The organism is Streptococcus sanguinis (assembly GCF_008329445.1).
GTDB classification, from domain to species: Bacteria; Bacillota; Bacilli; order Lactobacillales; family Streptococcaceae; genus Streptococcus; species Streptococcus sanguinis_O.
In genome coordinates this window covers 184,456-204,029 of the sequence record NZ_VIBR01000001.1, presented here as the reverse complement: position 1 = coordinate 204,029, position 19,574 = coordinate 184,456, and the positions used below count along the sequence as shown (strand labels likewise).

Here is a 19,574-nt window from a genome sequence, read left to right as displayed (position 1 = left end):
CCCTTTTCTTGAATAGAGGCATATCCTGTGTCATATTTTCTATTTTTCATTGAATCTCTGTATCTTGTAAAATAGCACTGTTCTGAGGTATAAGGGGTGAAAGACTATTAAGAATATCCTTCGGACTCCGACTTTTATTAAAAGTTGGATAATAGGCAGTGCTCTTGTTTTGAAGAATTTTATAAGCCTTAGGATATTCTTTCTGAATTGGAAGATTTTCACTTTGTTTAAAGAATTCCTTTTTGAAATTTACAGTGTTGTAATTGAAGTCAATTCCAAATTTAAGCAACCTATCTCCTGGTAAATTTTCCCCTCGATAATCTTTATTAATTGAATAATATAAACTCTCAATTTTTTTCCCACCTTGCTGAAAATCAATCACTTTGCCCGCTTCCAAATCAACATAATATGCTTCAACAACTCTCTCGGAATCTCGCTTACCATTTATTGTTTTTTCAACATATTTAGCGATATTTATTAGAAGCACTTCACGCCCGTCCGATGTTTTCGCTACATAAGGCCCTATATCAAGATTCCAGTCATCTCCTTTAGAATGTATCCATTTTAGCATATCAATCTCTTTCTTTCTTAGAGTTTGATCTTTCGTATCATAAATCAATAAACGATATGTACTCCCCCCTTTTTCTCTTGACATTATTTTAATATTCTTCCTAATGATAAATCGCTCCCCCATAGTAACGACATCATCATTATTGTATTCCACTTTTCTTTTAGGATCATTTTTGATATGTTTCCGAATTTCTTTATCCTCTTCTGGATTTTTACTGACCCATTGCGCCACTAAACCATTATCTCCCAAAAATACATAGTCACCAATTTCATAATCACCACTATATGTATATACGCTATTGTAATAATCTTCCTTCTCTTTTTTAGTTTGCTCATCCTTATAGTATTTCCAAAAAAGAAAGCTACTATAGCAGAAAAAAATAAAAATAATAATGAAAATTTTTTAAAACTCACATATAATCTCCAGTCTATTAATATCTTTTATATTTTAACACACTTAGAATGAGGATTCAAAAAGACCGGTCGCCCGATCTTTCATCTTGTATTAAAGTTCTTCATCTGTCTTGCGATGTCGCGATTTTGCTCGCGGCGTTTGATGGACTCGCGCTTGTCGTAATCGTGCTTCCCTTTGGCTAGGCCCAGAAGCAGCTTGGCATAACCGTCCTTGAGATAGACCTTGAGCGGCACCAGCGTCATTCCGGTTCCCTTGGTCTCCTGCTCCAGCTTTTGGATCTGCTTCTTATGCAGCAGCAGCTTTCTGCGACGCTCAGGCTCTTGGTTCCAGATATTGCCCTCTTCATAAGGCGCAATATGGACATTGCTGAGCCAGGCCTCACCGTTCTTGATCTGAGCAAAGCCGTCTTTGAGATTGATGCGGGCTGCACGGACGCTCTTAATCTCCGTCCCCGTCAGCACCATGCCCGCCTCGATGGTATCTACGATGGTGTAGTCGTGTCTGGCCTTTTTATTTTGCGCGACGACCTTTCCTTCTCCCTTTGCCATACTTGGCTCCTTTCTTGACTAGTTCCTTGTAAAATGCCTTCTGGCTCTTGCCTTTTTTGGACTTCTTATCTTTCTTATCTCTGTAGCCTTTTTCTTTGGAAGAATGGCTGCGCTTGTCATCCTCACGACGTCTCTTTCTGCCTGACTTGCCTCTGCCACTCTTGCTATTCTTTTCTACCAGGTCAAATTCACTAGGCAGGTATTCAAAGTCAATCTCGCCCGTAGCCTTATCCGCTCGGACCAGCTTGATGCGAATCTGCTGACCGACCTTGAAAACCACGCCAGACTTTTCTCCTTGCAGGGTCATAGTCCGCTCATTATAGCTATAAAACTCTGGCAGGTTGGTGACATGAATCAAGCCTTCGACCGTATTGGGCAGTTCGACGAAGAGTCCAAACTTAACCACGCTTGAAACCACGCCATCAAACTCTTCTCTAACAAATTCTTCCATGTACTCAGCCTTCTTCATGGCTTCGACTTCACGCTCGGCCTCGATAGCTCGACGCTCTCGGCTGGAAGACTGACTAGCAATCTCTGGAATTACTTGCTCAAAATGCTCTGCTATTTCTTTAGACTTGCCATAATCCCGTACCATTCGATGAACCAGAAGGTCCGGATAGCGGCGAATCGGACTAGTGAAATGCGTATAAAACTCCGCTGCCAGACCATAGTGGCCGTTATTGTGCTCAGAGTAGCGAGCCTGCTGCATGGAGCGCAGAAGCATCATGGACAGGACTTCCTCATAAGGCTGGTCTTTGACCGCCTCCATAATATCCTGCAGAGCCTGCTGACTCATAGAGCTAGCCGTCCCGTATATCCGAATCCCAAAGCTAGAGGCGTAGTCGATAAACTTCTGCACCTTCTCCGCCTTAGGCTCCTCGTGGATCCGATAGATGAAGGGCAGATTTAGCTTAGCAAAATGCTCAGCCACCGTTTCATTCGCCACCAGCATAAAGGACTCAATCATACGCTCAGCAATTCCCCGCTGACGCAGGACAATGTCAACCGGCCGGCCTTCTTTATTGACCATGATTTTGGCTTCATTAGTGTCAAAGTTAAGCGCACCGCGTTTAAAGCGCATGCTTTCCAGAATCTCATGTAGCTGGACCATGCTGTCAATACTAGGCACAATTTCCTTGAACTGCTCAGCTTTTTCCTGATTTCCAGCAATGATGTCGTTGACATCGCTGTAGGTCATGCGGAAGGTCGTCTTGATGACAGTTTGGGTGATGGTATGCTTGACCACGCACCCCTTGGCATCTATCTCCATGATAGCCGACTGGGTCAGCCGGTCCACATTGGGATTGAGAGAGCAGATTCCGTTTGACAAGCGCTCTGGCAGCATAGGTACCACGCGATCGGTCACATAAACAGAGGTCGCTCGATTGAGGGCTTCTTTGTCCAGCTCAGAGCCTTCTTTGACATAGTAGGACACATCTGCGATATGGACGCCTAGCTCAAAGTTGCCATTTTTCAGGCGCTTGATATGGACAGCATCGTCCAAGTCTTTGGCATCCGCTCCATCGATGGTGAAGGTTATCTCTTCACGCAGGTCCAAACGCCCTGCCAAATCACTCTCTGTCGGTGCCTCTGGAACTCGCTCGGCTTCTTCCAAGACCTTTTCTGGAAACTCAGAGACAATATCCATCGACTCCAGCACTTCCAGTACATCAATGCCTGGATCGTTGACATGACCGACCACATCGACCAGACTAGCCACAAAGAAATCGTGTTTCTTGGTCGGATATTTGTCAATAGCGACCTTGAGCACCTCTGTACCATCCAGAACCATAGCTGGTTTTTTGACATAAATAGGCTGGCTTATTTTCTGATTTTTCGATCGGATATAACCCGCATACTTGGGCTTTTCCTCATCCAGAACCAGCTGACCAACCGCTGACGTCAGGCTGTGCTCCAAAATATCGATAATCTTAGCCTCAGCTGATGTTCCCTTGATACGGTCTGCCACCTTGGTAATGACTACTTCCACCGTATCACCATCAATGGCATGATTGACATCATTACGGCCGACAAAGAGGTCATCCTCTTCCTCATTCAAGGTAACAAAGCCAAATCCATTCTTGTGGGCATGAAAAACACCCTTGAGCGTCAGACGCTCCTGCTTTTTCTTCTCATAAAGCTCAATCCGCCCCTCGTTATCAAAGCGAATCTGATGCTTTCTTTCCATCTGGGAAATGGTCTTGACCAAGCTACTAAAGTCCTTGGAAGACTCTTTCCCCAAAGCAGCCGCCAGCTCATCTACGCTGGCCTGCTGCCTGTCTTTTAAATATTCAATGATTTCTGATTTCATATTCCTCTTCTTTTGATGAGTTCCTTCTTCATCTCTTCTAAATCTCTTTAAAACTTAAAAAATAGGCCAAGACGAAGTCAGAGCCCATTTTATTTACTAGATAATACTGCTAATACCAATGCAATCAGTAGCCAGAAGAAAATCATGATTCCCGTCATACGCTGCATCACAGCTTCAAAACCGCGTGCTTTAGGACGTTCAAACAAGTCGTTGGCACTGGCATCAAATACGTTGCTGGACTGATTTTTAGTTGGCTGCATGAAAATTGCAATGACAATAATAGCTGATAAAATGACTAAAATGGTTAATAATAGGTTGTACATAAATAAAAACTCCTTAAAATCCTATCTATTTTATCATAAAATCTACTTGGATTCAAGATGTAAAGTAACTTTTCTTTCCTTGGGACAATACTTTAAGACCTCAATTTTTTCCGGATGCGTTTTAGTATTTTTGCTGGTCAGATAGTTCTGACTGCCGCAGCTGGAACATTTTAAATTTATTTTAACGCGCACTAGATATCCTTCTTTTTAAATAAATTTCGAAAACTAAAGAGATTGGCCAGCATACTGACTGCGACTAGCCCTGCTGTTGCATAAAAGACTGAATGATAGCCATAGGCTGCCGCAATAACCGATCCAGACATAGGGCCGACCACCCCGCCCAGATAAAAGAAAATCTGATTATAACTGAAAATCCTAGAGATTCCAAACTTGGGTGTTATCTTACTTAGCAGAGCATTAACACCCGGTATCAGCGCCCCTGTTCCTAGGCCAAATAAAAAGCGATAAAAGCCCAGCTGCATAGGGGAACCAGCATTGGCACAGAGCAGATAAATCAGGATTGAATAGAACTGAGCCAGCACCAGAAGCCGGTGATTGCCGATACGGTCTCCTAACCGCCCCAGAATACTGGAGCTCATCATGCTGGAAAGTCCCATGCTAGAAACGATGAGACCCGAAACAAAGATCAGATTGTCCTTTTGCCCCAGCTCTCTGACATAGAGGGCAAGGATAGGGCTGATAGATTGAGCTGCAAACTGGATAACAAAGCTGGTCAGAAAGAGATTAATCAGCATCTTAGGATACCTGAGTTGACGCAGCAATTCCCTAAAGCCTACCTCTTCTTGTCGGGTCACTGGCACAAAATCCTCCCGAATCAAATAAAAAGTCATCAGGGCTGCCACTAGAAAGAAGCCGCCAATCAGGAGAAAGACATTGCGAATGCCGAACATCTCCGCAATCAGACCACCAATAAATGGCCCCATAAGATTACCCGCAACGACACCGGTCGATAGAGTTCCCAGAGCATAACCTGTTTTTTCCTTGGGAACCTGACTGGCAATCAGAGCTGTGCTGTTGGGAACATAACCAGCGAAAACACCGTTTAGAAAGCGTAGGAGCAAGAGCCAGAAAATGTTGGGCACAAAAGCAATGCCGCCCATAGTGAAAACCATGGCAGTAGCTGCACGTATCATCATAGGCTTACGGCCATATCGGTCGGCCAGACTTCCCCAGACAGGAGAGAGCAGCGCCGCTGAGATTGCAGAGAGTGAAATCCCTAGCCCAGCGTAATACTCCACCTCATGACCTCTGGCACCCAACTGCTCCACGAAAAGTGGCATAAAAGGCGTCACCAGAGAAATGCTGGCACCTGTCAGGAAGTTCCCAAACCAAGCGACTTTCAGGTTATGTTTCCAGTTTACTTGTGTCGTGATAAATCATCTTCTTTCTAATTTCTCCAAAGCATTGCGAATCTGCTGTCGAGTTTCCTCAAGCGAGCCATTATTATCTATCAGCACATCCGCCCTCTTTCGTTTTTCTCGAAGAGATAGCTGAGCTGCTATGCGTTTTTCTGCCTCTTCCTGACTGAGAGCATTTCGAGTCATAAGACGACTGAGCTGAGTTTCCACCGTCACATCCACCAGCCAGATCTGGTCAAACCAGTCTTCATATTGTAGCTCAAACAGCAAGGGAAGATCCATAAAAAAGATATCTTCCATCTCTGCTAGCAAATCTCGCCTGTCAGCTAGTTCTTCGCGGATAATCTGATTTTGTATTTGACTGGACTGCGCCAGAAGTTCGGTATTCCCAAAAATCATAGCTCCCAGCTTAGGCCGGTCCAAGCGCCCATCTTCCTGTAAGATAGCTGGGCCAAAAGCAGATAAAAGAGCTTGATAAAGCCGCCCCCCCGGCTCCTGCAGCTCATGCACCACTTGATCTGCATCAATGACTTGGTAGCCCTGCTGCCTCAAAAACTCTGTCACTGTTGACTTACCTGAGGCAATGCCGCCAGTGATACCAATAATTCTTACCATGACAGCTACCTCGCTTTCTGACAATGAGGACAGAGATGAGTGCCGCGTCCACTCAGCTTAATTTTTTCAATCGGGCTGCCGCATCTAGCACAAGGTTGACCGGTTTTCCCATAGACCTGCAGAAAATCCTGCATCGTGCCATCTTCACCTAAAGCATTGCGATAGGTCCGAATGGTCGATCCTCTCTTTTCAATTCCAAGCTGCAAAACTTCTATAATCTGCTCACGCAGCCGCATCACTTCAGTAGGCTTTAGACTATCTGCAGGCCTGGCCGGATGAATCCGCGCCCGCCAAAGAGCCTCATCTACATAGATATTACCCAGTCCAACGACCAAGGTCTGCTCCAGCAAATAGGGTTTGATGGGCTTCTTGGAACGACCTAAAGCTGCTGCAAAAGGAGGCAAAAGAAAGTCCGCCTCTGTCGGCTCAGGACCAAGCTTTCTGGCAGCAAAATAAGCCTCCAGCCGATCCTTTCTCAACAGCTCCATGGTCCCAAACTTGCGAACATCCTCATAAACAAGCGTCCCACCATCCGTCATCTCGAAAAAGACATGATCATGCTTGCGCTCAGGCACCGCATCAGGATAAAAAAGATACTTACCTTCCATTCGCAGATGGGAAACCAGCACTCCGCCTGTCAGGTAAAAGAGCAAATACTTGCCCCGACGGCCAATCCTTTCAATGGTCTGACCTGGCAAGTCATAGACAAAGCTATCCACTCCCGTTCCAATCATCTTGGCATAGCGGACCTGCACCTGCCCAATCGTCTTGCCAACAACCAGACGCTCCAAACCACGCCGAACCGTTTCCACTTCAGGTAATTCAGGCATAAAGCTCCTTTCTATCTTCTATTTATTAGCCAGAAATATACTCTAAAATATCAGCAGGCTGACAATCCAGCGTTTCACAGATAGCCAGCAAGGTTGCAAAGCGAATACCTTTAGCCTTACCTGTTTTTAGAATGGACAAATTTGCTTGTGTAATACCAATAATTTCCGCCAATTCTTTAGAGGTCAAACCCTTTTCTTCCAATACCTTATCTAAATTAACTTTGATTTTTCCCATCACACAAAACCATCTACATCTTCTTGAATTGTCTTCCCGTTTTTTATGACAAGATGCAAGACCCCTAAAACAACTACCAAAGCCAGACTATCAATATAGGGTAGAAATATATTATCTACAAAATCTATCCACGACTGTACAGATTTTTGACCAATAAAAATATTCCATATAATACTACCAATAGGTAAACAAGTAACTAAAATCAACAGATATTTACTAATCCTATAACTTTCGTTCGTAAAAAACTGGTGAACTAGCATGCGGTGTAGAAAAGAACGAATCAGACCAAAGATCAAAATCGGAAGCAAACCCAGCCAGATCATTTCATAAGATAAACTCAATAACTCTGCAAGTGGGGTAGCAGTTGATTGCCAGTTATAAATCATCAAGACAATGGCTACAAAACCTCTAACTAAAAACCAGAAAGCACAAAATATTTGTACCAAACAAGTAATTACGGTTATTACTTGTTTCAAAATTTGCATCTTCATAGCTTACCTCCTTATTGTTTCACGATAATTTATCCTTACAATTATTATAAAACAATAATTTAACTAGGTCAAGAAATATTGTAAAACGATAATTCAATCAAACTATGCAGTATGATATTGTTCTAAATAAATGACCTGTTCATAGTAAGCTATCAAAGCCCCATAGCAAAGCTGTCCGAAAAATACTCATCCAGCATCAGGAGGTGTTTATCCGATACATTTTCCAGCTCTGCTATTTCTTCTTTAGAAAAAAAGCCTAACCGTAGTGTTTCCTCATTGTGAAAATTGGAAATATCAAAATCCTCCAGCGCTTGCAATTCATACAGAAAGACAACCGTCTGCACTTTGTCACCATTAGGATAAGATTCATCAAAATTAGTATAAACATTCAGCAAGCGCTTGGCTTCAACAGCAATGCCTGTCTCTTCGTGAAATTCACGCAGGGCTGCTTGAAGAGAAGTTTCCCCGAGCTCCATAGCTCCACCAGGAATCGCCCATGTTTTCTTATCACCTCGCAACTGCAGAAGCACACGACCTTCCTCGTCTGCCAGAATTCCACCAGCAAAATTCAGAATAACCTTATCGTGCCCCACCTTAGAGCGAATATAGGAAATATAGTCCATATCAAAATCCTTTCAATTTCTCTGGAAAGGCAGCATTTTGAAAGAAATAGCGCAGCAGCTGAATATGCGTATCCACATCACTAAAAAGCCAAGCATGCCCTTTGCCAGAATAATAGGCGCATTCAGACCTAGCATTTTTATGTGCCAACCTGCGGTGCCAGTCATGAATGGTTTCGGCTTCTTTCCCACCTGAGATAAAGAAAGCAGGATTATCAAACTGTAAGTCAAGTCTCAACAGATTTGCCTGTGACATCGCACGTCGAAACGAGCGCCGTTCAGCTCTTTGGAAATCTGCAACAAAGCGCTGAACGTCTTGGACAGGTGCTCCGTCCTCTTGCATCATCTTTGTCAGGAAATTGGCTACAAATTTAGTATTTTTCAAGAAAGAGATTAGATAGACAATGGCAATAATCTTGCGATAGCCCTTAATTGGCTGAGAGCTTGCCCCATCCACAATGACTCTATCTATAAGGCTAGAATGTTTTTCCAACAACTTAAGAATGAGTGAACCGCCTAATGAAAGCCCAACCAAGTGCGTCTTGCCATGTGCTTTGCTTTTAATGACAGCCACAATCATTTCCACGACATCATTAAAGTTTGTCCACTCAATATTATGACTGGCTCCGTGACCAGGTAAATCCACAAGAATGCAATGAAAATCTTGCTCAAGCGCAGCAACATGGTGTCGCCACATCTGACTGCTAGAGCCCGAAGCATGCAAAAAGATAATACTTTTTGGATTTTGCTGCCCTCTTTCTTCAATGAATAATGATGGCATTTCCATCACCTCACTTACTAGCTTAGAAAAACTCAATACTCCTTCTTATTATAGCCAAAGTCCGCCAAGTCCAGCTTCTTGTCCCGCCAGTTTTTCTTAACCTTGACCCAGGTTTCTAAGAAGACCTTGTCCCCCAGCATAAGCTCAATATCGCGCCGAGCCATGGATCCGATTTTCTTCAGCATGGAACCGCCTTTACCGATGATAATGCCTTTTTGGCTGTCACGCTCCACCATGATAGTCGCTCGGATATGGACCTTGTCCGTCTCTTCGTCTCGCTTCATGCTGTCAACAACCACTGCGACTGAGTGGGGAATTTCCTCCCGCGTCAACATCAACACTTTCTCCCGAATCATCTCTGACACCAGAAAGCGCTCCGGATGATCGGTAATCTGATCTTCTGGGAAATACTGGAAGCCTTCCTCCAAATTCTCACTGAGGATGTCAATAAGATGAGAAACATTATTGCCCTGCAGGGCTGAAATCGGCACGATTTCTTTGAAGTCCATCTGCTGACGGAAATCATCAATTTGCGCTAAAAGCTGATCCGGATGAACTTTATCAATCTTATTAACTACCAAAATAACTGGCACCTTAGCCGCTTTCAGGCGTTCGATAATCATGTCATCGCCCTTGCCACGCGGCTCATCAGCCGGCACCATGAAGAGGACGGTATCCACCTCACGCAGGGTGCTGTAAGCTGCTTCCACCATAAAATCACCTAGAGCCGTCTTAGGCTTATGGATTCCCGGCGTATCGATAAAGACAATCTGCTCCTTATCCGTCGTGTAAATTCCCATAATTTTATTGCGTGTGGTCTGAGCCTTATCGCTCATGATGGCAATCTTTTGCCCCATAACATGATTCAAAAAGGTTGATTTCCCAACATTGGGACGTCCTAAAATCGCTACAAAACCTGATTTAAAAGTCATTATTTTACCTCTATTATTTCCATTGAAACAGCAGAAAATCGGCAGTCTCCCCCGATTTTCAAATCTTTAAAAAATCCAATCCCAAATCTTGGGAACAAAAATAATCAGCCCCGTCACAACAGAAAAGCCAGACACGACCAGAACAGCTCCCGCTGCCATATCCTTGGCATTCTTGGCCCGCATAGAAAAGTGGTAATCGCTGGCCAGATCCACGACATTTTCAATGGCAGAATTGACAATCTCAAAGGCAATGACCAGAAAAATACTCAAAAAGAGAAAGAGCCATTCTATAGCGGACAAGTCAAAAACCAGTCCCGCAACTATCACTGCCAAAGCCGAAAGGACATGCTTACGCAGATTGCGCTCCTCTTTAAAGGCTGTAAAAATACCGGTTAAAGCAAATTCCAAACTCGAGACCACATCTCGATTTTTCCATTTGCGTTTGTTATTTCCTTGTGAGTCCATAAGCAGTTAAAATTTCTTCCTGTAAACCAAACATTTCTGCTTCTTCTTCCGGCGTATAGTGATCATAGCCGTTGATATGCAGAAAACCATGCACTGCCAAAAAGCCCATCTCCCGCTCAAAGCTGTGGCCGTATTCTTCAGCCTGCTCATGCGCCTTGTCCACTGAAATGAACAGCTCGCCGATATAGGCATCAAAATCTTCCAGCATCTCAGCTAGCTCAGGGTGATCCAGCAAATCCTCTTCGTCAACAGCGATGTCCAACTCAGGCTTATACTCCAAGCTAATCACATCCGTCGGCCGATCCGTATCTCTATATTCCAAATTGAGTTCATGACTGCGCTCATTGCTGACAAAAGTCACAGCCATTTCCTTATTTTCCTTGCCCGTTTTCTGGGCCGCAAACTCCAAAATTTCCTGAGTCTGTTTAAGAATCTCTTCCGAAACCTGACCCGTTTCATCTACTATTTCGATATACATATCTTACCCGCTTTGCTAGTATTACCTTATTATACCATATTTTGACTCACTTTAGGGAGCCGAGGGTAGGATTTTGGAAAATAGCAGAGCAGATTTGTCAACCTCTCACTGTAAAGACAAATGCAGCTATTTTTATTATGTTCCTTCCCGAAACTTTACCTTTCACTACCTGCTATCATTGGCAAAAAGAAAAGGCTGGGAAACCCCAACCTTGTCCTACAAGATGCTAATTGCCGGGATCGAACCGGCGACCTCATCCTTACCATGGATGCGCTCTGCCAACTGAGCTAAATCAGCGTACCTATCTAATATATCATGTAGATAGGTGCTTGTCAATATCCTTTCTCATTTTTTTGCAAAATAATCTTCCCTAGTCAGATAGTAATGCACACGCGTCACAATGCGGCCTTTCTCATGCTTATCTAGTGATGCGTAAGGCTCTTCGTGGGAATATTTCATACCAGACTTAACCATAACCCTGCCAGAAGCTGGATTGTCCACATCGTGCAGCGCTACAAGTTTGTTCATCCCGATTTTCTCAAAAGCAAGCTTGATGACTGCGCGATTGGCCTCAGTCGTATAACCCTGATTCCAATATTTTTTATTAATTACATAGCCGATAGCCGCCGTTTTCAAGTCCAGCCTGATCTTATGCAGATCAATAGTCCCGATGAATTTGCCGCTTTCCTTTACTTCTATTCCCCAGCGCCCCAAAGGATTGGCCAGATAGAAGAGAGCGATATTGTTGCGTGTTTCTTCCAGGCTTTTATTTGTCTCAAAAGTATAGCGAGTATTTTCTTCATCCGAAGCATACTCAAACATCGCCGGGGCATCCTCCAAGGTCACCGGACGCAGAATCAACCGCTCAGTTTCCAGTCTGGTATGACGAGCCAGATTGACATAGATATTTTCCATCAGAGCCTCCTATTTTTTCTTAACAGAATAGCACAATTCACTAATGAAAGCAAACCACTCTGATTTTTTCTTGATTTTTGAAGCGTTTTCATATACAATAAAAACATCTTAAAAAAGGAGCATATTTTTTATGTTAATCGGTATTCCAAAAGAAATCAAAAACAATGAAAATCGTGTCGCTCTGACACCAGCTGGTGTTCACAGCCTCGTTGGTAGAGGCCATGAAGTTCTGATTGAGACAAATGCTGGGCTGGGATCTGGTTTTACAGATGCAGACTACCAAAAGCAAGGTGCAAAAATCGTCCCTACTGCTACAGAAGCATGGGCAGCTGAGCTAGTGGTCAAGGTCAAAGAACCTCTGGCAGCTGAATATGGCTTCCTCCGTGATGACCTCTTGCTCTTTACCTACCTACACATGGCTGCCGCTCCTGAACTAGCAGATGCTATGACAAGTGCCAAGACAACTGGTCTGGCCTACGAAACCGTTCGCGATCAAGATGGACAACTGCCACTCTTGGTACCTATGAGTGAGGTAGCTGGACGGATGGCTGTCCAAATCGGAGCCCACTTCCTGACTAAGCGCGAAGGTGGATCTGGCGTACTTCTTGGCGGTGTTCCGGGTGTTCCGAAAGGAAAAGTTACCATTATCGGTGGCGGAGTCGTAGGGACCCATGCCGCTCGTATCGCTCTAGGACTAGGTGCTCAAGTGACTATTTTGGATATCAGCGCTAAGCGCCTGTCTGTCCTAGAAGATGTCTTCGGTCATCAAATCCAGACCCTTATGTCTAATCCGTTCAATATCGAAGCTAGCGTTCGAGAAGCAGATGTCGTGATCGGTGCCGTCCTCATCCCTGGTGCGAAGGCTCCAAAACTAGTGACAGACGATATGGTTAAGCAAATGCGTCCAGGCTCAGTCATTGTAGACGTAGCCGTTGACCAAGGAGGTGTCATTGAAACAGCCGACCGCGTGACGACTCACACCGAGCCTGTCTATGAAAAACACGGTGTCCTTCACTATGCAGTTGCTAATATCCCAGGTGCCGTAGCCCGTACTTCTACTATAGCCTTGACAAATGTCACCCTTCCTTATATTGAAGCCTTGGCAGGAAAAGGCTTCAAACAAGCCATTACAGATGACCAAGGACTGCGTCAAGGTGTCACAACCTACCAAGGTCACATCACCAGTCAACCAGTTGCAGAAGGCCTTAACAAAGACTACACATCTATTGACGAACTCGTTTAGTTGTAAATTTCGACTTTTCAAATCAATCTCACAAAAAAGAGCAGAAATAAATCTGCTCTTTTCGTATGTTATTAGATAAAAATCAAAGCTTTCTTTAGTAATACCTCTTTAGCTTTTCTTGATTTTTTTTGAAAAATTCCTCTAGCCATTCCATACCATAGGCATGACTAAAACCTTCTAAAAGAACAGAAAAATCAATCGTATCAAAGCCTAACTTCCTCAGATCCTCAAAGGTCTTGAATGGGGAATGAAAATCTTTGTATTTGATAATAGCTCCGATGTCTTTCAAATCCTGCTCTCTAATGCTAATCATTTTCATCCCTAAAACATATTCAATCGGAACCATTAAAACCGTTAAATGACTAAAAGTATATAAGGTCTCACATAAGTCAACCGCAGGTTGCTTGTTCATGCTCGCTACATTATTATTGAGCCAAAGTTCTTCATGAGTATTGAGGTTAAATCGTTGTCCTACTCTCGCAATAATCTCATTGATTTTTTGGTTTTCTTGGTAAAAAGCATCTACATCTTGCGTTGCTCGCAAGCCATGATGTTCCAAGACATAGCCCCCAACACAGATAATAGTCAAAGTAAGGTTGGCTTGAGCCAATTCTTGATTTAAGGCTTCAAAAACTGGTTTCATTTTATCCATGCTTATATCTCTCCATCAGCTCTTGAACATTTGTTAACTTAGCAGGTTTGTTTAAAGAAACTACATACTCATGCGTTGGAGTGTGTTCTTGTAGAGCATATTTCAGACTAACCTTTTGAAAATCTGTCAACTCTTTTGAAGCCAACAAACGTTCCACATCTTTGTCAGTCAAATAAGAACTATCTTCAAAAATAACCTTTCTAAGGTAACGAAACCAATGACTGGCGTTAAACCTTGATTGCCTAGAAGCATTAATCATATAATCATACCAATCCATCTTCTACCCCTTTTTAAAATTTTATCTTTCTAAATAATCATTTTTATTCATTTTATAAATCTTAAAAATTCTATATCAAGGCTCATGTAAACTGATATCTAGTTCTCAGATTCCATTTCTTCTGGCTCAGTTGTAGGCTCTTTAACAGGAGTTGGTTCATAAGCTCGGATAATCTCCGCCACCACTGGATGACGAACGACATCCTTAGCTGAGAAATGCACAAAGTCGATCTGGGAGATGTTCTTCAATTTCTCCTGAGCGTCAATGAGTCCTGATTTAACATTGCGAGGCAGATCAATCTGGCTGATGTCTCCATTGACAATCATCTTGGACTGAAAACCAAGGCGTGTCAGAAACATCTTCATCTGCATGATGGTGGTATTCTGTGCCTCGTCCAGAATCACAAAGGCATCATCCAGCGTCCGCCCCCGCATATAGGCTAAGGGTGCAATCTCAATGATTTCTCGCTCCATAAGGCGCGTCGTCTGGTCCTTACCTAAAATCTGATACAAGGCATCATAGACCGGACGCAGATATGGATCAACCTTTTCCTTAAGGTCACCAGGCAGAAAGCCCAAACTCTCACCAGCTTCAACCGCTGGCCGTGTCAGAATAATTCGCTTGACCTGACCACGCTTAAGAGCAGTCACGGCCAAGGTCACCGCCAGAAATGTCTTCCCTGTTCCGGCTGGCCCGATACCAAAGACAATATCATGATTTTTAACGCTGTCCACATAGATTTTTTGACCAAGTGTCTTGACCCGAATTGGCTTGCCATAACTGTCCTTGATAATCTCTTCTTCGTAAAGAGCCACAAACTTATCAATTTCATCATTTTTGACCATGGTAATGGCTGTCACAACATCGGGAGTACCGATGGTCATGCCACGATTGACCAAAACCAACAGAGCCTGAATGACCTGTCGAGTCTCCTCGCAGGCAGCCTCCGTACCCAAAATCTGCACAATCTCGGTTCGGGCATGAATGGTTACCTTCAATTCCTGCTCCATTAGGCGCAGATGGCGTTCATTAGAACCAAAGAGATGAAAGGCATCATCTGGATGGCCCAGTTTCAATTCTACTGAATGTTCCTGCAAACAAAGAACCTCTCTATTTTATTTTTTTGAATGAATTATCTTTATTATATCAAAGCAAGCAGAAAATGACTATCCCTAGCCACTATCCACTTAATGGGCCTGATACTCTTCCCAAATAGCATCGAACTCGCCCAGGTTAAAGGAAAAATTTGCATGCTCCTCCAGAAAACGACTGACCTCATCAAAATCATCCGTATGCTTGGGAAAGGCTGTATCCTGAAAAGCCAAATCCGCCAAAATAGCCTTGGGCTCCTTGCTCTTAGGATTGCGCTCTGTCATCAGCCAGCTGTAAAAAGATTTTCTCATAGGTTCCTTTCATTTCTTTAAAATCGTATTTCTATAAGCATAAGCTCTAGATACACAACTCTTTATCCTTACACCAACTCTGTTCCGGTCGGGTCCTGCTTGATTTTACCAGCTTTCATCAGCCCACCCAGAGCTTTTTTAAACTGGCCTTTGGAAATGCCAAAGGTCGCCTTGATATCGTCTGGTGAAGACTTGTCGTTCAAGGTCATAAAGCCGCCATTGCTCTCTAGATAGGTAAGAATCATCTGGGCATCGTTTTCCAACATTTCAAATGAACGTGGCTTGAGGGAGAGGTTAAGGGTGCGGTCTACTTCACGGAAGCCAATTACCCGTGCGTCCAAGACTTGCCCTAGACGTGGCTCTGCATAACGCTCACTCGGATGAATAAAGCCCAGCATATTGTTCTCCGGCAGGTAGACAAAGGTGCCAGAAAGCTTGAGCCGATAAACAATGGCTGGCCAGTTTTGGTTCTGCATGTTATTGTAGGCAGGACGAGACAGACGCTGGAAATCCTCTTGATAGGCCAATTGTCCCCAGATGCGGTCTTTCTTGTCCACATCCAGACGGATATAGAGGCGGTCGCCTTTCTTAGGCCAGAGTTCCTTGATTTCTGGCAAGATGTCAAGTGACACGACGATTTGCTTATCAGGCAGACCGGTATCGACAAAGACACCTAGATCCTTGCGAACCTCCGTTACTGTTCCCCAACCAAACTGGTCTTGGGTCGCTGTAACTTCAAGAGTTGTCAAGCGAAGCTTCTGCTTCATATCGCTGTAGGCAAAGCCTTTGACAGACTGACCCAGCTCATGCGCCCCCTCTTCCTTAGAAAGAGCGTAAACCTGACCGTCCTTTTGAACAAAGTAAAAGCGATCATTTTCATCTGTGATGATACCCACGATGAAGCTGGCAAGATTTGTATTCATATAGACCTATTTTCTACCTTGCTTCTTCAAACCGGGCAAGGATTTTTGATGTTAAAACAACTCAGTCAGCCAAAGCCAACTGAGTTTTGATTCTGATAAAAATGTTAAACTTCTAAAAGTTCTTTTTCTTTATTGGCTGTCATCTCATCGATATGTTTGACAGCATCGTCCGTTACTTTTTGAATATCCTTTTCCAAAGTCTTCAATTCATCTTCAGTGATTTCTTTAGCTTTTTCCTGCTTCTTAGCTTCATCCATAGCATCGCGACGGATGTTGCGGATAGCAACTTTAGCATTTTCACCGACCTTTTTCACTTCTTTAGCCAAATCACGGCGAGTTTCCTCTGTCAGAGCTGGAATGACCAGACGAATCACAGAGCCATCGCTGGCTGGCGTAATTCCGAGGTCAGAAGCATTAAGCGCACGCTCAATATCCTTGATAGAAGACTTGTCAAAAGGTGTTACCAAAAGAACACGCGCTTCCGGAATCGTAATCGAAGCGATTTGGTTGAGCGGAGTTTCTACTCCATAGTACTCCACATGGATGCGATCCAAAAGGCTGGCATTGGCGCGGCCTGCACGGATGCTGCCAAATTCACGAGCCAAACTTTGGTGCGAGTGGGTCATTCTTTCTTTTGCTTTTTCTACAATTGCATTTGCCATGAGTTTCTAATCTCCGTTCTTATAAATTATTTGATACTGTTGTTCCGATTTGCTCACCGATAACAACGCGTTTGATGTTGCCTGGCTCATTCATGTTAAAGACAACCAAGTCAATGTCATTGTCCATAGACAGGGTCGAAGCCGTTGAGTCCATAATCCGCAGCCCCTTGCTGATGACATCCCGGTGGGTCAGTTCATCAAACTTAACTGCGGTCTTGTCTTTCTTAGGATCGGCATTGTAAACACCATCCACGCCATTTTTAGCCATGAGAATCGCATCTGCTTCAATCTCTGCTGAGCGCAAGGCAGCGGTTGTATCGGTTGAAAAATAAGGAGAACCAATACCTGCACCGAAAATCACGATACGGCCTTTTTCCAGATGACGAAGAGCCCGACCTCGGATGTAAGGCTCAGCTACCTGCTGCATAGCAATCGCTGTCTGCACGCGCGTATCTACACCTACCTGCTGGAGCGAATCCGCCATTACCAGCGCATTCATGACAGTGCCCAACATACCAGTATAGTCGGCCTGCACGCGGTCCATGCCCGCTTCTGCTGCCGGCTCACCCCGCCAAAGGTTTCCACCTCCGATAACCAGAGCAATCTGAACTTCCAAATCGTGAACTTCTTTAATTTCTTCCGCCATCTTCTGAACGGTTTGAATATCAATACCAACGCCTTTTTCACCGGCAAGAGCTTCACCTGACAACTTAATCAAAATACGCTTATACTTAGGTTCTACCATTTTTTTACTCCTTATTTTATCTGTACTATTTTACCACATTTTGTGATTTTTATATAGTTAAATCACTGAAATTTTTCTTTTTCCTTTTTGTAAAATAGCAAAGCAGACTAGCTCATTTCACAGAAAAACCAGCCCCATCATCAGATAGGACTGGGAATGCATACTTCAATCATCTTTTACAAGATCCACTCACTGCTTGAGCGACTGTTTCTTTTCTCGTTTAGCTAAGAGCGGCAGGATGACACCCAGACTGATTAGGACGATTGGCGTCAGGATATTTGTCAAGAGAGAGAATTGCCAGCCAGCTGGGTCTTTGGCAAAGTCCACTTTCGGAACCATCCCTAAAATACAGGCAAAGGCTGTAAAGAGGAAGCACCAAGCTCCGATGGCAAAGCCAACTTTTGGATTTTTGGTAAACTTGTACTCAGCATCTTTGTACTTTTTCCAAGCTTTGTTTAATAACATATAGGCCAGGAACACCCAGAGATAACGCATGGGCATAACGATAGAATTGAGATTGGTCATCCATTTGACCAGGCCGTCAATTTCTTTGATTCCAAAGATAGGCAGAATAATTAGTAAGCTAACCAAAATCCCAGTCAGAATGTAACCGTTAATGAGGACTCCTTTTGATGTCCGCTTGCGCAGCCAGCTTGGGACAAACTCTTCATTGGCATTGTTGAGCATGATTTGCAGAGGCGCATCAATAGAGAAAGCTAGTGCAGCAATCTGTCCAACCATATTGGTCAGGGCATAGATGACTACTAGTACATTGCCTACACCCCAGTAGTTGCCCAGCATTTGGAAGGCTTGGTAAGCACCGTTTCGCATCAGGTCTTCAGGAATATTGCTGCCATCAAAAAGCATGCCCATAGCTATAGAGCCTAGGATAGCAGATGCACCAACCATGACAGCCATGACAATCATCCCCTTTGGAAATTCCTTGGCTGGATTGCGTGTTTGGTTAACGTAAGGAGATATTTTCTCAGCCCCGCCGACCGCAAAGACTAAGAGGGAGATAGTCGTGAAATAAGAGAAGTCAAAGTTGGGAATGTAAGTGCTAAGCTTATCCATATTAGCCGTCGCAAACTGCATGTCAGGTTTGATAAAAGGTGCCCCGACTGCTAAGAGGACAAAGAGGAAAGACATAATCAGCATGGCACTTCCTGCCAAGCCCCCAATCACCTTGAGCGTGGACAGCCCCTTGGTGGACAAATAGAGAAAGGCACCAAAAATCAGCAAACTAAGAATAACAATCCAATGAATATCAAGACTGCTCAAAAAGTCACCATTCCCCTGAATAGCCCAGCCCAACGGAATCAAAACTCCCTGCGGCTTCTGAGCCAGATAGGGAATATGCACCACCCAGTAAGTCCAGGCCGCAAAATACGCCAGCCGCTTGGTAGAGGTCTTCTCCACCCAGTCACTGACACCGCCTCCGCTCTCCTTAAAAGTCGAGCCTAGCTGCCCCACGATGAGAGCATAGGGAATAAAGTAAATAGCCAGGATAAGAATCCAAGAAACAATTACCGAAATACCCTGCTGGGAGTAGTTATTAACTACATTGCCCAGACCCCAGACCATATTAAAAGCAATCAGAGATACCATCAGCCAAGTTAGCTGGTTCTGATCTTTTTTCATGACACCGTCTCCTTTTATTATAAAATAAATTGATTCGATATTATTATAACATGTTTCTATGAGTTTGTAATCGCTATCAGTGTTTTTATTTCAAAAAAAAGAACCGCCCGAAGGCAGTTC

25 protein-coding genes and 1 tRNA gene are annotated in these 19,574 nt (G+C 43.9%); 1 reads left to right on the top strand and 25 read right to left on the bottom strand.

Features of this window, described 5'->3' with window-relative positions:
* Positions 1-46: 46 nt before the first annotated feature.
* The 17 genes from FKX92_RS01095 to FKX92_RS01015 form a co-directional block, all read right to left on the bottom strand.
* Positions 47-820 (bottom strand): hypothetical protein, encoded by a 774-nt coding sequence (locus FKX92_RS01095; RefSeq protein WP_262405205.1) that lies wholly within the window; start codon positions 818-820, stop codon positions 47-49.
* Positions 821-1,065: 245 nt separating this feature from the next.
* Positions 1,066-1,533: an SsrA-binding protein SmpB gene (gene smpB / locus FKX92_RS01090; protein WP_002894882.1), complete on the bottom strand. Its 468-nt coding sequence runs from the start codon at positions 1,531-1,533 to the stop codon at positions 1,066-1,068.
* The gene (rnr, locus tag FKX92_RS01085; RefSeq protein WP_149565262.1) at positions 1,496-3,844 is read right to left on the bottom strand and encodes a ribonuclease R; all 2,349 of its coding nucleotides are present in this window, start codon (positions 3,842-3,844) and stop codon (positions 1,496-1,498) included. The genes smpB and rnr overlap by 38 nt, the downstream gene beginning before the upstream one ends.
* Positions 3,845-3,933: 89 nt before the next feature.
* The gene (secG, locus tag FKX92_RS01080; protein WP_002894878.1) at positions 3,934-4,167 is read right to left on the bottom strand and encodes a preprotein translocase subunit SecG; all 234 of its coding nucleotides are present in this window, start codon (positions 4,165-4,167) and stop codon (positions 3,934-3,936) included.
* 42 nt (positions 4,168-4,209) lie between these two features.
* The gene (gene rpmG / locus FKX92_RS01075) at positions 4,210-4,359 is read right to left on the bottom strand and encodes a 50S ribosomal protein L33 (RefSeq protein ID WP_072074309.1); all 150 of its coding nucleotides are present in this window, start codon (positions 4,357-4,359) and stop codon (positions 4,210-4,212) included.
* Positions 4,359-5,561: a multidrug efflux MFS transporter gene (locus FKX92_RS01070; RefSeq protein ID WP_316250834.1), complete on the bottom strand. Its 1,203-nt coding sequence runs from the start codon at positions 5,559-5,561 to the stop codon at positions 4,359-4,361. The genes rpmG and FKX92_RS01070 overlap by 1 nt, the downstream gene beginning before the upstream one ends.
* 3 nt (positions 5,562-5,564) lie before the next feature.
* Complete coding sequence (gene coaE / locus FKX92_RS01065; RefSeq protein ID WP_101771616.1) at positions 5,565-6,161, bottom strand: dephospho-CoA kinase; 597 nt, start codon at positions 6,159-6,161, stop codon at positions 5,565-5,567.
* Between the two features lie 5 nt (positions 6,162-6,166).
* On the bottom strand, positions 6,167-6,991 hold the full coding sequence (gene mutM, locus FKX92_RS01060; protein WP_149565260.1) for a DNA-formamidopyrimidine glycosylase: 825 nt from the start codon (positions 6,989-6,991) through the stop codon (positions 6,167-6,169).
* A gap of 25 nt (positions 6,992-7,016) precedes the next feature.
* Positions 7,017-7,226 carry a helix-turn-helix domain-containing protein gene (locus tag FKX92_RS01055; RefSeq protein WP_149565259.1) on the bottom strand — a complete coding sequence of 70 codons (210 nt, stop codon included), beginning with the start codon at positions 7,224-7,226 and terminating at the stop codon, positions 7,017-7,019.
* On the bottom strand, positions 7,226-7,717 hold the full coding sequence (locus FKX92_RS01050; RefSeq protein WP_149565258.1) for a hypothetical protein: 492 nt from the start codon (positions 7,715-7,717) through the stop codon (positions 7,226-7,228). The genes FKX92_RS01055 and FKX92_RS01050 overlap by 1 nt, the downstream gene beginning before the upstream one ends.
* A gap of 152 nt (positions 7,718-7,869) precedes the next feature.
* Entirely contained in the window at positions 7,870-8,340 is a 471-nt protein-coding gene (locus FKX92_RS01045; RefSeq protein ID WP_149565257.1) for an NUDIX hydrolase, read from the bottom strand.
* A 1-nt stretch (position 8,341) separates the two neighbouring features.
* A complete protein-coding gene (locus FKX92_RS01040; RefSeq protein ID WP_149565256.1) occupies positions 8,342-9,124 on the bottom strand; it encodes an alpha/beta fold hydrolase in 783 nt (260 codons plus the stop codon).
* Positions 9,125-9,150: 26 nt separating this feature from the next.
* Complete coding sequence (gene era / locus FKX92_RS01035; RefSeq protein WP_002894867.1) at positions 9,151-10,050, bottom strand: GTPase Era; 900 nt, start codon at positions 10,048-10,050, stop codon at positions 9,151-9,153.
* 66 nt (positions 10,051-10,116) lie between these two features.
* Positions 10,117-10,515, bottom strand: coding sequence for a diacylglycerol kinase family protein (locus FKX92_RS01030; protein ID WP_149565255.1), 399 nt, complete (start codon positions 10,513-10,515; stop codon positions 10,117-10,119).
* Positions 10,496-10,993 carry an rRNA maturation RNase YbeY gene (gene ybeY, locus FKX92_RS01025; RefSeq protein WP_149565254.1) on the bottom strand — a complete coding sequence of 166 codons (498 nt, stop codon included), beginning with the start codon at positions 10,991-10,993 and terminating at the stop codon, positions 10,496-10,498. Before ybeY ends, FKX92_RS01030 begins: the two co-directional genes overlap by 20 nt.
* Before the next feature lie 224 nt (positions 10,994-11,217).
* Positions 11,218-11,290: transfer RNA gene (locus FKX92_RS01020), tRNA-Thr, on the bottom strand.
* A 48-nt stretch (positions 11,291-11,338) separates the two neighbouring features.
* Entirely contained in the window at positions 11,339-11,908 is a 570-nt protein-coding gene (locus FKX92_RS01015; RefSeq protein WP_149565253.1) for a GNAT family N-acetyltransferase, read from the bottom strand.
* Between the two features lie 130 nt (positions 11,909-12,038).
* Between FKX92_RS01015 and ald the strand changes: the two genes are divergently transcribed.
* Positions 12,039-13,151, top strand: coding sequence for an alanine dehydrogenase (gene ald, locus FKX92_RS01010; protein ID WP_149565252.1), 1,113 nt, complete (start codon positions 12,039-12,041; stop codon positions 13,149-13,151).
* 94 nt (positions 13,152-13,245) lie between these two features.
* Here ald and FKX92_RS01005 read toward each other — a convergent pair whose 3' ends face one another.
* From FKX92_RS01005 to FKX92_RS00970, 8 genes are all read right to left on the bottom strand, one after another.
* A complete protein-coding gene (locus FKX92_RS01005) occupies positions 13,246-13,803 on the bottom strand; it encodes a DUF6036 family nucleotidyltransferase (RefSeq protein ID WP_149565251.1) in 558 nt (185 codons plus the stop codon).
* The gene (locus tag FKX92_RS01000; RefSeq protein WP_149565250.1) at positions 13,796-14,080 is read right to left on the bottom strand and encodes a hypothetical protein; all 285 of its coding nucleotides are present in this window, start codon (positions 14,078-14,080) and stop codon (positions 13,796-13,798) included. Before FKX92_RS01000 ends, FKX92_RS01005 begins: the two co-directional genes overlap by 8 nt.
* A 98-nt stretch (positions 14,081-14,178) precedes the next feature.
* Positions 14,179-15,177 (bottom strand): PhoH family protein, encoded by a 999-nt coding sequence (locus FKX92_RS00995; protein ID WP_149565249.1) that lies wholly within the window; start codon positions 15,175-15,177, stop codon positions 14,179-14,181.
* A 90-nt stretch (positions 15,178-15,267) separates the two neighbouring features.
* A complete protein-coding gene (locus FKX92_RS00990) occupies positions 15,268-15,483 on the bottom strand; it encodes a YozE family protein (RefSeq protein ID WP_002894860.1) in 216 nt (71 codons plus the stop codon).
* 68 nt (positions 15,484-15,551) lie between these two features.
* Positions 15,552-16,406 (bottom strand): RNA-binding virulence regulatory protein CvfB, encoded by an 855-nt coding sequence (gene cvfB / locus FKX92_RS00985; RefSeq protein WP_149565248.1) that lies wholly within the window; start codon positions 16,404-16,406, stop codon positions 15,552-15,554.
* 104 nt (positions 16,407-16,510) lie between these two features.
* Positions 16,511-17,068, bottom strand: coding sequence for a ribosome recycling factor (gene frr, locus FKX92_RS00980; protein ID WP_002894858.1), 558 nt, complete (start codon positions 17,066-17,068; stop codon positions 16,511-16,513).
* Between the two features lie 19 nt (positions 17,069-17,087).
* Complete coding sequence (pyrH, locus tag FKX92_RS00975) at positions 17,088-17,813, bottom strand: UMP kinase (protein WP_049548050.1); 726 nt, start codon at positions 17,811-17,813, stop codon at positions 17,088-17,090.
* 189 nt (positions 17,814-18,002) lie between these two features.
* Positions 18,003-19,454, bottom strand: a complete 1,452-nt coding sequence (locus FKX92_RS00970; RefSeq protein WP_149565247.1) for an APC family permease — start codon at positions 19,452-19,454, stop codon at positions 18,003-18,005.
* Positions 19,455-19,574: the final 120 nt, after the last annotated feature.

Bases quoted from the DNA above. Each gene is read 5' to 3' on its own strand.
- FKX92_RS01040 (WP_149565256.1), bottom strand. From the start codon at position 9,124: ATGGAAATGCCATCATTATTCATTGAAGAAAGAGGGCAGCAAAATCCA.
- ybeY (WP_149565254.1), bottom strand. From the start codon at position 10,993: ATGTATATCGAAATAGTAGATGAAACGGGTCAGGTTTCGGAAGAGATT.
- FKX92_RS01050 (WP_149565258.1), bottom strand. From the start codon at position 7,717: ATGAAGATGCAAATTTTGAAACAAGTAATAACCGTAATTACTTGTTTG.
- era (WP_002894867.1), bottom strand. From the start codon at position 10,050: ATGACTTTTAAATCAGGTTTTGTAGCGATTTTAGGACGTCCCAATGTT.
- ald (WP_149565252.1), top strand. From the start codon at position 12,039: ATGTTAATCGGTATTCCAAAAGAAATCAAAAACAATGAAAATCGTGTC.
- coaE (WP_101771616.1), bottom strand. From the start codon at position 6,161: ATGGTAAGAATTATTGGTATCACTGGCGGCATTGCCTCAGGTAAGTCA.
- smpB (WP_002894882.1), bottom strand. From the start codon at position 1,533: ATGGCAAAGGGAGAAGGAAAGGTCGTCGCGCAAAATAAAAAGGCCAGA.
- secG (WP_002894878.1), bottom strand. From the start codon at position 4,167: ATGTACAACCTATTATTAACCATTTTAGTCATTTTATCAGCTATTATT.
- FKX92_RS01005 (WP_149565251.1), bottom strand. From the start codon at position 13,803: ATGGATAAAATGAAACCAGTTTTTGAAGCCTTAAATCAAGAATTGGCT.
- mutM (WP_149565260.1), bottom strand. From the start codon at position 6,991: ATGCCTGAATTACCTGAAGTGGAAACGGTTCGGCGTGGTTTGGAGCGT.
- FKX92_RS00990 (WP_002894860.1), bottom strand. From the start codon at position 15,483: ATGAGAAAATCTTTTTACAGCTGGCTGATGACAGAGCGCAATCCTAAG.
- FKX92_RS01015 (WP_149565253.1), bottom strand. From the start codon at position 11,908: ATGGAAAATATCTATGTCAATCTGGCTCGTCATACCAGACTGGAAACT.
- FKX92_RS01000 (WP_149565250.1), bottom strand. From the start codon at position 14,080: ATGGATTGGTATGATTATATGATTAATGCTTCTAGGCAATCAAGGTTT.
- frr (WP_002894858.1), bottom strand. From the start codon at position 17,068: ATGGCAAATGCAATTGTAGAAAAAGCAAAAGAAAGAATGACCCACTCG.
- cvfB (WP_149565248.1), bottom strand. From the start codon at position 16,406: ATGAATACAAATCTTGCCAGCTTCATCGTGGGTATCATCACAGATGAA.
- FKX92_RS01030 (WP_149565255.1), bottom strand. From the start codon at position 10,515: ATGGACTCACAAGGAAATAACAAACGCAAATGGAAAAATCGAGATGTG.
- FKX92_RS00970 (WP_149565247.1), bottom strand. From the start codon at position 19,454: ATGAAAAAAGATCAGAACCAGCTAACTTGGCTGATGGTATCTCTGATT.
- rnr (WP_149565262.1), bottom strand. From the start codon at position 3,844: ATGAAATCAGAAATCATTGAATATTTAAAAGACAGGCAGCAGGCCAGC.
- pyrH (WP_049548050.1), bottom strand. From the start codon at position 17,813: ATGGTAGAACCTAAGTATAAGCGTATTTTGATTAAGTTGTCAGGTGAA.
- FKX92_RS01045 (WP_149565257.1), bottom strand. From the start codon at position 8,340: ATGGACTATATTTCCTATATTCGCTCTAAGGTGGGGCACGATAAGGTT.
- FKX92_RS01055 (WP_149565259.1), bottom strand. From the start codon at position 7,226: ATGGGAAAAATCAAAGTTAATTTAGATAAGGTATTGGAAGAAAAGGGT.